The sequence below is a fragment of the Curtobacterium sp. MCPF17_031 genome, from assembly GCF_003234035.1.
In the GTDB taxonomy this organism is placed as follows: domain Bacteria; phylum Actinomycetota; class Actinomycetes; order Actinomycetales; family Microbacteriaceae; genus Curtobacterium.
The window spans coordinates 37,304-49,558 of the sequence record NZ_QKSG01000001.1; the positions used below are offsets into that span (position 1 = coordinate 37,304).

Genomic DNA, 12,255 nt, shown 5'->3' on the forward strand with positions numbered 1-12,255 from the left:
CGCGAGAGGCCGCGGACCGCACCCGGTACACGCGTCGTCGTCGCCCTCGCGCCGTCCACAGCCCGCGCGCGCCCCGCCCACGAGGAGCCGCACGGGCACTAGCCTGTGTGCACGGCCGCGATGCGGCCCGGCGGGTCGCATCGCGGCTCGGTGAACACGGAAAGGTCGTGCATGGACAAGCAGACGGACTTCGTGCTCCGCACCATCGAGGAGCGCGGGATCAAGTTCATCCGGCTCTGGTTCACCGACGTGATCGGCACGTTGAAGTCGGTCGCCATCGCGCCGGCCGAGGTCGAGGGCGCGTTCGCCGAGGGCATCGGGTTCGACGGCTCCGCGATCGAGGGCCTGACCCGCTCGTACGAGGCCGACGTGCTCGCGCACCCGGACCCTTCGACGTTCCAGATCCTGCCCTGGCGGGGCGAGATCGACCCGACCGCGCGGATGTTCTGCGACATCACGACACCGGACGGGCAGCCGGCCGTGGCCGACCCCCGCAACGTCCTGAAGCGGACCCTGGCCCGGGCGAGCGACCGCGGGTTCACGTTCTACACGCACCCCGAGATCGAGTTCTACCTGCTCAAGGACCGCGACTGGAAGGACGGCGGCCCGAAGCCCGTCGACCAGGCCGGCTACTTCGACAACGTCCCCGGCGGCAGCGCGCACGACTTCCGTCGCCGCTCGGTCCGGATGCTCGAGGACCTCGGCATCTCGGTGGAGTTCAGCCACCACGAGGCCGGCCCGGGCCAGAACGAGATCGACCTCCGCTACGCCGACGCCCTGACCATGGCGGACAACATCATGACGTTCCGCACCGTCGTGAAAGAGGTCGCGATCGAGCAGGGCGTCTACGCGACGTTCATGCCGAAGCCGCTCTCCGGGCAGCCGGGATCAGGCATGCACACGCACGTGTCGCTCTTCGAGGGGGACCAGAACGCGTTCTACGAGCCCGGTGGCGAGTACCAGCTCTCGCGCACGGCCAAGCACTTCATCGCGGGTGTGCTGCGGCACGCGCCGGAGATCACCGCGGTCACGAACCAGTTCGTCAACTCCTACAAGCGTCTCTGGGGCGGCGATGAGGCCCCGTCCTTCGTGACGTGGGGCCACAACAACCGTTCGGCGCTCGTCCGCGTGCCGCTGTACAAGCCGAACAAGGGCCAGTCGGCGCGCATCGAGTACCGCGGGATCGACTCCGCAGCCAACCCGTACCTGGCGTACTCGCTGCTGCTCGCCGCGGGCCTGAAGGGCATCGAGGAGGGCTACGAGCTCCCGGCCGAGGCCGAGGACAACGTCTGGAGCCTGTCCGACTCGGAGCGCAAGGCGCTCGGCTACAGCCAGTTGCCGGCGAGCCTCGACCACGCCCTGTCGCTGATGGAGGACTCGGAGCTCGTCGCCGAGACCCTGGGGGAACAGGTCTTCAACTTCGTGCTCCTCAACAAGCGCCAGGAGTGGAAGCGGTACCGCGACCAGGTCACCCCGTTCGAGTTGGACACCAACCTCGGCATGCTCTGACACCACGTCAGGACACACGACGGGAGCGCACGCCAGATGACCAGCCGGACCGAGACCTCGCGTTCCCAGCTGGCCCGGCTCGGGTTCGCCGACCTGTCCGGCTCGCTGGAGCGGATCGCCGCCCTGGAGGCCCGTCCCGGTTCGGATCTGCGCGTCCCGATCGCGGATGCCGAGTCGGTCTGGGCCGCCACGGCGGACCCGGACGGAGCGCTGCTCGCGCTCGAGCGGCTCATCGAGTCGGCTCCGGAGCAGTTGCGCCCGGTCCTGGCCGACCCCGGGGCGACCGAGCGCCTGGTTCGGCTGCTCGGTGCGTCCACCGGGCTCGCCGAGTTCCTGCAGCGCCGGCCGGACGAGCTCGCGCTGGTGCTCGATCCCGTCGCACCGCCGTGGTCCCAGGAGCGGTACACGGCCTCCCTCGACCAGGCGGTGGACGGGAGCTCGGGCGAGACCGCTCGCCGGCGACTCCGTGTCCGCTACCGCCGGCACCTGGCGCAGATCGCCCTGTTCGACGTCCTGCACCCGTCCCCGACCGAGGCGTTCCCGGACGTCGCCGCAGGCCTCGCCGATCTCGCCGGCGCTGCGCTCGACGCCGCCGTGACGGTCGCGCGTCGCGAGGTCCCGTTCCCCGTCGCGGACGTCGCCGCCACGCCGCTCGCGGTGATCGCGATGGGGAAGGCCGGGGCACGCGAGCTCAACTACGTCAGCGACGTCGACGTCATCTTCGTGACCGAGCCGACCGAGCCGACCGAGGGGGACGACGCGCCCCGGATCAGCACCGACCGCGCGGTCCTCATCGCCACGCGGTTGGCGATCGCCGCGACCCACGTCATCACGGACCTCGCCGCGGAGCCCGCACTGTGGGAGGTCGATGCGAACCTCCGGCCGGAGGGCAAGGACGGCGCACTCGTCCGGACGCTCGAGTCGCACGTGGCGTACTACGAGCGCTGGGCGAAGGGGTGGGAGTTCCAGGCGCTGCTCAAGGCCCGGGCGATCGCCGGGTCGATGGACCTCGGCGAGCGCTACGTCGCCGCGGTGGAGCCCTTCGTGTGGCAGTCGTCGAAGCGTCCGGGGTTCGTGGAGTCGGTGCAGCGGATGCGGGAGCGGGTGACAGCGCACATCCCGGACGCCCAGGTCGACCGGCAGCTGAAGCTCGGCCCGGGCGGTCTGCGTGACGTCGAGTTCACCGTGCAGCTCCTGCAGCTCGTCCACGGACGTGACGACGAGTCCGTGCGCGTCCGCTCGACGCTCGAGGCGATGGACGCCCTGGCGACCGCCGGGTACGTCGGACGGCCGGAAGCGGCGCGCTTCGGACCGGACTACGCCCTGCTCCGGGTCCTCGAACACCACATCCAGCTCCGGCGGCTGCAGCGCACCCACCTGATGCCGTCCGACGAGGACGAACTCCGGGTCCTCGCTCGCTCCACTCGCCTGGCGTCCTCGGCGTCGGCGCTGCAGGACCGTTGGCGATCGGTGAAGCTCGAGGTCCGCGGCCTGCACGAGCGGCTCTTCTACCGACCGATGCTCGCGGCGGTGGCGTCCACCGCCGGCGAGATCGTCCTGACGAGCAGTCAGGTCAGCGACCGGCTCACCGCGATCGGGTTCCTCGATCCGGACGGGGCGGTCACCCACATCCGGGCACTGACGCAGGGGACGACCCGGCGGGCGGCGATCCAGCGGAACCTCCTGCCGGTCCTCCTGCGGTGGATGGCGGAGGGGCTCGCGCCGGACCGGGCGCTGCTGGCCTTCCGGCGACTCAGCGACACCCTGGGGGAGTCGAGCTGGTTCCTCCGGATGCTCCGGGACTCCTCGGGCGCCGCGCACAGCCTGACGACGGTGCTGAGCGAGTCGGCGTTCCTGTCCGGCCTCCTCGAACGCTTCCCCGAGGCCGTGGCCTGGTTGGACGAGCCGGACACTCTCCTCAAGCCCCGTCCGCTGCCGGCACTGCTGGCCGAGACGGGCGCGACGACCGCGCGACACGGGGACGCCGTGGACACGGCGGCCTCGCTCCTGCGCGGGGTCCGGCGGCGCGAGACGCTCCGGCTCGGCATGGCCGCCGTGCTCGGGCACCTGGACGTCGACGGGCTGGGTCCGGCGCTCAGCGACGTCACCGAGGCGACGCTGAGCGGTGCGCTCGACCTGGCACGACGGGACGCCCCGCAGGGTCTGGAGTTCGGGGTGATCGCGATGGGACGCTACGGCGGCCGCGAACTCGGGTTCGGCTCGGACGCCGACGTCCTCTTCGTCTACCGCTCGTCGACGGTGCCGAACGAGGTCGCCGCGCGCGCGTCGCAGGTCATCGTGCGTGAACTGAACCGCCTGACCGAGGACGCCCTGCACCCCTTCGACCTCGACATCGACCTGCGGCCCGAGGGGAAGAACGGCCCCGTGGTGCGCTCGATCGACTCGTACGCGGCCTACTACGCCCGCTGGTCCCTGACGTGGGAGGCCCAGGCGCTCCTGCGCGCCCGCGGCGCTGTGGGCGACGCCCAGCTGCTCCGCGACTTCGAGCACCTCGCCGATCGGACCCGGTACCCCGCCGCGATCGAGGACCGGGAGGTCCGCGAGGTCCGGCGCATCAAGGCCCGGGTGGAGTCCGAACGACTGCCCCGCGGCGCCGATCCTGCGCGTCACCTGAAGCTCGGTCGCGGTTCGTTGAGCGACGTCGAGTGGTTCGTGCAGCTCCTCCAGCTGCAGCACGGCCACGAGCAGCCGTCACTCCGCACCACGTCGACGCTCGAGGCGCTGCAGGCGGCCACGGACGCCGGCTGGGTCGCGCCGGAGGACGCCGAGCGCCTGGCCGCAGCATGGCGGTTCGCGTCCCGGACCCGGAGCGCGCTCGTGCTGTGGTCGGGACGGACGACGGACGTGCTGCCGGTCGAGCGGACGCAGCTGGAGGGCATCGCGCGCCTGCTGGAGTACCCGCCGGGGTCGGCGTCGCAGCTCGAGGAGGACTACCTCGCCGTGACCCGGCGCTCCCGGCAGGTCTTCGAGCGCGAGTTCTACGGCGCCTGATCGTCGTCCCGCACGGAGCCCCCGGCAACGCGACACGCCCGGGGTGTTGCGAACCGGGGCAAGATGACGAGTTGTCAAAGACAATTCTCGACTCGAACCGTCCGTACCCCGTTGCACTGTGCACCGTACCCCGATCGGTGCCGACGCTGAACCGTTGTCAGCGCACGACCAGGGTTTCGGAACACAAGAGCAGCGTCGACGGCGTCAGTCGACGACGACCGGCTGAACCGCCTTCTGATCCGGGGTTCTCTGCGGACCGAGGGTGAGCCTCCCGGCCGTGTCCGACGCTCCGCCCACCACCGGCGGCCGTCGGACCGGTCCGCGCAACTGCTGTCAGCACCAGTGGGGACAAGAGTCGGTCCGGCGTGCGGTGGACCACTCTGTCCCCCGATCGACACCGCGGTCACCCCCACCCGAGGGGCACGTTGCAGGGGTTGTCTGCGATCTGTCTGAATGAGGACACCCGAACCGACCCCGATTTCCCGATGACGCGGAATCTCCCTTCGAACGTTGCAGCAGGGATCGATGTTCACCTTCATCCTCCAAATCCGGCAGATGGTCGACGGCCACCCCGAGTTCTACCTGTTCACCGTGTACTCACTGGTGATCTGGTTGCTCTGGTTGCTCAAAGTCGTCCTCTCCGCCCGGTACCGCCCCTTCACCGGCACGTACACCGGGACGACGAGCGTCGTCGTCCCCGTGGTGGACGAGCCGCTCGACCTGTTCCGTGACGTGATCGGCCGCATGGTCGAACAGCGTCCCGGCGAGATCATCGTCGTCATCAACGGCGCCCGGAACCCGGCGCTCGAAGCGGTGTGCGACGAGTTCGCCCCCCTCGTGCGCTGGACCCACACGCCGATCCCCGGCAAGCGCAACGCGGTCAAGGTCGGCACCGAGATGTCGAACGGCGACATCACCGTGCTCGTCGACTCGGACACGGTGTGGACGCCCGGCGCGCTGGTCGAGCTGCTCAAGCCGTTCGCGGACGAGTCCGTGGGTGGCGTGACCACCCGCCAGCGCATCCTCGAGCCGACGCGATCCTGGATCACCCGCTGGGCGGACTGGCTCGAGAACTCCCGCGCGCTGTACTCGATGCCGGCGCAGAGCGTCCTCGGACAGATCGGCTGCCTGCCCGGCCGCACGATCGCGTTCCGTCGGAGCATCCTGGTCCGCGTCATGGACAGGTTCATGCACGAGGAGTTCATGGGGGTCTTCCTCGAGGTCTCCGACGACCGGACCCTGACGAACCTGACGCTCAAGGAGGGGTACCGGACCGTCTACCAGTACACGTCGCTCGTGTACACGGACGCTCCGCTGCAGGTGAAGAAGCTGTTCAAGCAGCAACTCCGCTGGGCCCGTGGGTCGCAGTACAACACGCTGCGGATGCTGCCGTGGATGCTCGGCCACGCGCCGATCCTGGCCGTGTTCTTCCTGACCGACATCATCCTGCCGTTCATGCTCTTCGGCGTGATCGCCGGCTGGATCTACCGGGCGCTCACCGGGCAGGGGCAGAACCTCTACGAGGGCATCCTGCACCAGTACGGGTTCTCCACCGGCTTCGTCTACGTCGCCGGACTCATGGTGGTCTCGAGCGTGCTGAGCATGGCCATCCGGCAGATGCGGCACCTGGCCGAGAAGCCGTCGGACTTCTTCCGCCTGCCGATGTTCATCATCGTCTCGACGTTCTTCCTCATGCCGATCCGGCTCATCGGGTTCTTCCGCCTGGCGCACGCCAGCGGCTGGGGGACCCGGGCCGGTGCCTACGCCGGTGGGCCGATGGAGGAGGACCCGGCGCAGCCGCAGCGCTCGGGCACGACCCTGCCGATGAGCCCGGTGGACCGCGGACTGACCGACACGTCCGAGCGACCGAGCGAGCAGGCCGCCGTTGACCGCGCGTTCGACGAGCTCTTCGGACCCGAAGCGAGCACGGCCTCCACCGCGACCGTGCTCGCCACCCGACGCGACGTCGCCACAGCGACCACGACCGCGACCGCCCGTGCACCGCACCGCGCGGCGAAGCCCGCACGTCGCCGACTCAACCCGTACGCATCGATCCCGTACTGCATCGGGATCGCGGTCTTCGCTCTGGAGGCGTTCCTCATTGTCTGATCTCGACCACACCGACGGCACCTGGTGGGCGCCCTCCACCAAGCACGCCAAGCGCACCGCCCTCGGCATGGCGGCGATCGTCGCCGTCCTCGCACTGATCACCTGGTCCGTGTGGATCTCGCCCTCCGGGCCGGTCTCCACCGCCGTCAGCCGGGCGCTCGGCGTCCCGACCCAGCAGGAACCGGCAGCCGACGTCGACGCCCTGCAGGCGAAGCTCGCCGCCGCACAGCAGCAGATCTGGAAGCTCGAGGGGAAGCTGCAGAGCACCTCGGCGCAGTCCGGCTCCCGCAGCGACCAGGTCACCCAGCTCAAGGCGCAGATCGCGGACCTGCGGTCGCAGCTCGGGCACGCCCGTTCCGGCACGGCCTCCGGCCACGGACACGGCGCCGGTTCGGGAGGCTCGTCCTCCTCCGGCACGTCGATCACAGCGGGCAAGGGGGCCGGCGCGGGCGGTTCCTCGTCCGACGGGTCGGGCCACGGCGGGTCGGGCCAGGGCGGCGGTCCGACCGTCGTCCCGGGCACCGACGGCCCTTCGACCGACCCGGACCCGGCGACCCCGGTCGACGTGCCGACGAAGACCGAGGTCCTCGCCCAGCAGTCCCGCTGGTACGGCCTGTACACGGCCCAGTCGCCCTTCAACTGGGCCGAGTACGACGAGGTGTCCCAGCAGGTCGGCAGGTCGACGAACATGGTCGGCTACTTCCAGGGCTTCGACCAGGACTTCAACGCGGGTGCCGTGCAGCGATCGTGGACCAACGGCCGCGTGCCGCTGCTCACCTGGGAGACCCGGCCGGCGACGACCGGCAACGACCAGAAGTACGTCGCCGGGTACGCGAACGCCGACATCACCGGCGGAGCGTTCGACGACTACCTGACGAAGTACGCCGACGCGCTCAAGGCGAACGGACAGCCCGTGGTGATCCGTCTCGACCACGAGATGAACGGCAGTTGGTACAACTGGTCCGACGGCACCGCCCAGCAGAACGCGCCGGGCTCGTTCGTCGCGATGTGGAAGCACGTGCACGACGTGTTCGAGCGTGCGGGTGCGAACGACTACGTCATCTGGAACTGGGCTCCGACCCGCATCGACGCCCTGGGCAACCCGAAGTACCAGACCGTCGACTACATGCAGGCGTACTACCCGGGCGACGACTACGTGGACTGGGTCGGCATGAGCGGGTACTACCGCAAGGCCGCTGAGTCGCCCACCTTCGCTACCACCTTCGGTGCGACGCTCGACCAGATCCGGCAGATCGCGCCCGACAAGCGCATCCTGCTCAGCGAGATCGGCGCGACCGAGACCGGCTCCGCCGTGTCGAACGGGCAGAAGTCGCAGTGGATCGACTCGCTGTTCGACGCTCTCGCCGACCCCGCCAACTCGGACGTCATCGGATTCGCGTACTTCAGCGAGACCGCCACCACGATCGTCGACGGTGCCCGCACCACCAACGACTGGCGACTCGACTCCCGTGCCGACAGCCTGGCGGCGTTCGTCGCCGGCATCGCCCGCACCGACACCGACTACGACCTGCAGGAGGTCAAGAAGTGACCGCATCGAAGAAGTCCGCCGACGCCCGACCCGCACCGGTCATCAGCGTCATCGGCACCGGGTACCTCGGTGCCACGCATGCCGCCGCCATGGCCGAGATGGGCTTCGAGACCATCGGCGTGGACGTCAACCCCGCGAAGCTCGCCGCGCTCTCCGCCGGCCAGGTGCCGTTCTACGAGCCCGGACTCCCCGAGCTCATCACGAAGCACGTCGCCAGCGGGAAGCTCCGGTTCACGGCCTCGATCGCCGAAGCGGTCGCTGCGGCGGACGTGCACTTCGTCTGCGTCGGGACCCCGCAGAAGGCCGGGTCGCACGCGGCGAACCTGTCCTTCGTGGAGAACGCCACCCGCGGCGTCGCCGAGAACCTGACCCACCCGGGACTCATCGTCGGCAAGTCGACCGTCCCGGTCGGCACCGCCGCACGGCTCCGCGGGATCGTCAGTGAGTTCACGCCCGCCGGCATCGACGCAGAGCTCATCTGGAACCCCGAGTTCCTCCGGGAGGGCAAGGCCGTCGAGGACACGCTGCACCCGGACCGCCTGGTGTGGGGCGGTGCGTCGGACGCTGCCGACGCCGTGATCCGCGAGGTCTACGCCGCCCCGATCAGCGAGGGCACCCCGGTCATCACCACCGACCTCGCCACCGCCGAGCTCGTCAAGGTCAGCGCCAACGCGTTCCTCGCCACGAAGATCTCGTTCATCAACGCGATCTCCGAGATGTGTGCGATCGCCGGGGCCGACGTGACGACCCTCGCCGACGCACTCGGCCACGACGCCCGTATCGGCCGGAAGTTCCTCAATGCCGGGCTCGGCTTCGGCGGCGGATGCCTACCGAAGGACATCCGAGCCCTCATGCACCGGGCGAACGAGATCGGTGCCGGCCGGGTCGTCGGCCTCATGCAGCAGGTCGACGAGATCAACATGGGCCAGCGCCAGCGGGTCATCGACATGGCGATCGAGTCCACCGGGGGATCGGTCCTCAACCGTCGCATCGCCGTGGTCGGGGCAGCGTTCAAGCCACTGACCGACGACGTCCGTGACTCCCCGGCGCTCAACGTGGCCGCCGCGCTGCACCTCCGTGGCGCGCAGGTGACGCTCTGGGACCCGGAGGCGATGGAGACCGCCCGCCGGTCGTTCCCGACGCTCACCTACGCCACGTCGATGACCGAGGCGATCGAGGGCGCGGACCTGGTCCTCGTCCTCACGGAGTGGGACGAGGTCGTCGACGCCGACCCCGTCGCCCTCGCGGCCGTCGTCGGCCAGCGCGTCGTGATCGACGCGCGCAACTGCCTCCCGACGGGCCGCTGGGTCGCGGCGGGGTGGACCGTCCGCTCCCTGGGACGGCCCACCCCCGTCACGGGTGCTCCCGCGAGCGTCGCCGCGGGCACGGTCGACGCGCTGGCCACCAGCCGCTGATCGTCCCCGGAGCGGGGCCCGTGCCGTCGGCACGGGTTCCGCTCTCGTGCGTCGGCCGCCGCGCCGGGGCCGCGGTACAGTGCGCGAAAGCGACAGATCTGCACCGGAATCCGGTGGTGATCTGTCGCCTTCGCGTCCCAACCTGCGGAACCTGCTCCGGATCCGCTGACCTGACCTGGCCGGCCTGGAGGCCCGGTGCCGGTCCGCCGGGCCGCCGCCGGGCCTCCAGGCCGTCGCCCACCCCCACCGCCTGAACGGGTCGGTCTCATCCGCGAAAGCGACAGATGCGTGCCGGAGTACGGCCACCATCTGTCGCTCCCGCGGAGGGGACGGCACACGAAGGGCCCCGCACCTGACCGGTGCGGGGCCCTTCGTGGTGGAGCGTGGAGCGTCAGACGCCGAAGTACAGCTCGTACTCGAACGGGTGCGGACGCTGCGCCATCGGGAGGATCTCCTTCTCGCGCTTGTAGTCGATCCAGGTCTGGATCAGGTCCTCGGTGAAGACGTTGCCCTTGAGGAGGAACTCGTGGTCCGCCTCGAGCGCGTCCAGCGCGGCGCCGAGCGATGCCGGCACCTGCGGGATGTTCTTCGCCTCCTCCGGGGGGAGCTCGTACAGGTCCTTGTCGACCGGCTCGTGCGGCTCGATGCGGTTCTGGATGCCGTCGAGACCCGCCATCAGCTGCACCGCGAAGGCCAGGTACGGGTTGCCGGAGGCGTCGGGCGCGCGGAACTCGATGCGCTTGGCCTTCGGGTTCGTGCCGGTGATCGGGATTCGGATGGACGCCGATCGGTTGCCCGCCGAGTAGACGAGGTTCACCGGGGCCTCGAAGCCCGGGATCAATCGGTGGTACGAGTTGATCGTCGGGTTCGTGAACGCCAGCACGGCCGGAGCGTGCTTGAGCAGGCCACCGATGTACCACCGGGCCAGGTCGGACAGGCCGCCGTAGCCGTTCTCGTCGTAGAACAGCGGGGTGCCGTCGGACCACAGCGACTGGTGTGTGTGCATGCCCGAGCCGTTGTCGCCGAAGAGCGGCTTCGGCATGAAGGTCGCGACCTTGCCCCACTGCTCGGCCGTGTTCTTCACGATGTACTTGAACTTCAGGATGTCGTCCGCGGCGTGGACCAGCGTGTCGAACTTGTAGTTGATCTCCTGCTGGCCACCGGTGCCCACCTCGTGGTGCGCACGCTCGAGCTCGAGGCCCGCGTCGATCAGCTTGAGGGAGATGTCGTCGCGGAGGTCGGCGGTCTTGTCGACCGGCGACACCGGGAAGTAGCCGCCCTTGTACGGGGTCTTGTTGGCGAGGTTGCCGCCCTCTTCTTCGCGACCGGTGTTCCAGGCGCCCTCTTCGGAGTCGACCGAGAAGAACGCCTCGTTCTGCGTCACGGAGTAGCGGACGTCGTCGAAGATGTAGAACTCGGCCTCGGGGGCGAAGAACGCGGTGTCCGCGATGCCCGTCGAGGCGAGGTACTTCTCGGCCTTCTTCGCGACCTGGCGCGGGTCACGGCCGTAGATCTCGCCGTTGCGCGGGTTGTAGATGTCGAACACCATGATCAGCGTGCGCTCCGCACGGAACGGGTCCACGTACGCCGTCGTCACGTCGGGGATGAGCTGCATGTCCGACTCGTGGATCGACGCGAAGCCGCGGATCGAGGAGCCGTCGAAGAGCTGACCGACGGCGAAGAAGTCCTCGTCGACCGTTGATGCGGGGATGTTGAAGTGCTGCTGGACCCCGGGGAGGTCCGTGAACCGGATGTCGAGGAACTTGACGTCCGTGTCCTTGATGAAGGCAAGCACCTCGGAGGAATCGCTGAACATACGAGTCGGTCTCCTGTGGGGTTGGGTGGTGTCGAGGGAACCAGGAGGCACCCTCCGACGAGGCTATTGACCTGGAGTTTCCCGGACGTGACTGGGTTGTTTCCAGCGTGTTACGTGCCGGGGGAACGCCTACGCTGAGCACATGGCCCGCTCCACTCTGCCCTCCTCGCCCGCTCCCGGTCCCGGGCGCACCGAATGGCCGGGCAAGATCCTCGGACTGCCGGAGTCGGGGCCACGCAGCATGGGGTCGTTCGGACGTCGGTTCCTGGGCCTCGTCATCGACTGGGCACTCGCGTCGCTGATCTCGCTGGTGATCGGGACCTACGGTGCGGCGGGCAACTTCGTGACGCTCGGCATCTTCGCGGCACTGCAGGTCGTCTTCATCGCGCTGCTGTCCGGGTCCTTCGGGCACGTCTGCGTCGGGCTGCGGGTCGTCCCGGTCCGCGGCGGCTACGTCGGCGTGTGGCGGCCAATCGTCCGGACGGTCCTGCTCTGCATCGTCGTCCCGGTGCTCATCCACGCGAAGGACGGCCGGGCGTTGCACGACGCGGTCGCCGGGACGGTGCTCGTCCGCCGCTGAGGCCTGGTCGGCCCGGTCGGCCTGGTCGGCCTGGCAGACCCGGTCGGGCCCGGTCGTCTCGGAGCATGGCGGTCCGCTGCCGGGCAGCCTGCTGCTCGTCCGCCGAGGTCCTACGACCTGCCGCTGCTCGTCCGCCGAGGTCGCACGACCTGCCGCCTCATTGCCCGCAGATCAGCACCTCGTGCGACCTCGACCCGACCAGCACGCCGCAATGACACGACGCCCCCGACCCCGAAGGGTCGAGGGCGTCGTGGCACGCGGGGGG

At 69.7% G+C, this 12,255-nt stretch carries 7 protein-coding genes; 6 read left to right on the plus strand and 1 reads right to left on the minus strand.

Translation table 11 applies throughout. From position 1 onward, the window contains the following. The first annotated feature begins 171 nt into the window (after positions 1-171). From glnA (DEJ31_RS00220) to DEJ31_RS00240, 5 genes are all read left to right on the plus strand, one after another. Entirely contained in the window at positions 172-1,509 is a 1,338-nt protein-coding gene (gene glnA, locus DEJ31_RS00220; RefSeq protein ID WP_110904548.1) for a type I glutamate--ammonia ligase, read from the plus strand. Between the two features lie 36 nt (positions 1,510-1,545). Next, positions 1,546-4,521, plus strand: a complete 2,976-nt coding sequence (locus DEJ31_RS00225; RefSeq protein WP_111120933.1) for a bifunctional [glutamine synthetase] adenylyltransferase/[glutamine synthetase]-adenylyl-L-tyrosine phosphorylase — start codon at positions 1,546-1,548, stop codon at positions 4,519-4,521. Positions 4,522-5,046: 525 nt separating this feature from the next. Then, positions 5,047-6,630 carry a glycosyltransferase family 2 protein gene (locus DEJ31_RS00230; protein WP_111120934.1) on the plus strand — a complete coding sequence of 528 codons (1,584 nt, stop codon included), beginning with the start codon at positions 5,047-5,049 and terminating at the stop codon, positions 6,628-6,630. Next, complete coding sequence (locus DEJ31_RS00235) at positions 6,623-8,179, plus strand: glycoside hydrolase family 26 protein (RefSeq protein WP_111120935.1); 1,557 nt, start codon at positions 6,623-6,625, stop codon at positions 8,177-8,179. The genes DEJ31_RS00230 and DEJ31_RS00235 overlap by 8 nt, the downstream gene beginning before the upstream one ends. Further along, complete coding sequence (locus DEJ31_RS00240) at positions 8,176-9,594, plus strand: UDP-glucose/GDP-mannose dehydrogenase family protein (RefSeq protein ID WP_111120936.1); 1,419 nt, start codon at positions 8,176-8,178, stop codon at positions 9,592-9,594. Before DEJ31_RS00235 ends, DEJ31_RS00240 begins: the two co-directional genes overlap by 4 nt. A gap of 391 nt (positions 9,595-9,985) precedes the next feature. On the opposite strand, the gene glnA (DEJ31_RS00245) is transcribed toward DEJ31_RS00240, so the two are convergent. Beyond that, positions 9,986-11,410, minus strand: coding sequence for a type I glutamate--ammonia ligase (gene glnA, locus DEJ31_RS00245; protein WP_110902453.1), 1,425 nt, complete (start codon positions 11,408-11,410; stop codon positions 9,986-9,988). A 142-nt stretch (positions 11,411-11,552) separates the two neighbouring features. On the opposite strand from glnA (DEJ31_RS00245), the gene DEJ31_RS00250 reads away from it, so the two are divergent. Then, on the plus strand, positions 11,553-11,990 hold the full coding sequence (locus DEJ31_RS00250) for an RDD family protein (protein ID WP_110902452.1): 438 nt from the start codon (positions 11,553-11,555) through the stop codon (positions 11,988-11,990). Positions 11,991-12,255: the final 265 nt, after the last annotated feature.

Bases quoted from the DNA above. Each gene is read 5' to 3' on its own strand.
- DEJ31_RS00230 (WP_111120934.1), top strand. From the start codon at position 5,047: ATGTTCACCTTCATCCTCCAAATCCGGCAGATGGTCGACGGCCACCCC.
- glnA (WP_110902453.1), bottom strand. From the start codon at position 11,410: ATGTTCAGCGATTCCTCCGAGGTGCTTGCCTTCATCAAGGACACGGAC.
- glnA (WP_110904548.1), top strand. From the start codon at position 172: ATGGACAAGCAGACGGACTTCGTGCTCCGCACCATCGAGGAGCGCGGG.
- DEJ31_RS00250 (WP_110902452.1), top strand. From the start codon at position 11,553: ATGGCCCGCTCCACTCTGCCCTCCTCGCCCGCTCCCGGTCCCGGGCGC.
- DEJ31_RS00225 (WP_111120933.1), top strand. From the start codon at position 1,546: ATGACCAGCCGGACCGAGACCTCGCGTTCCCAGCTGGCCCGGCTCGGG.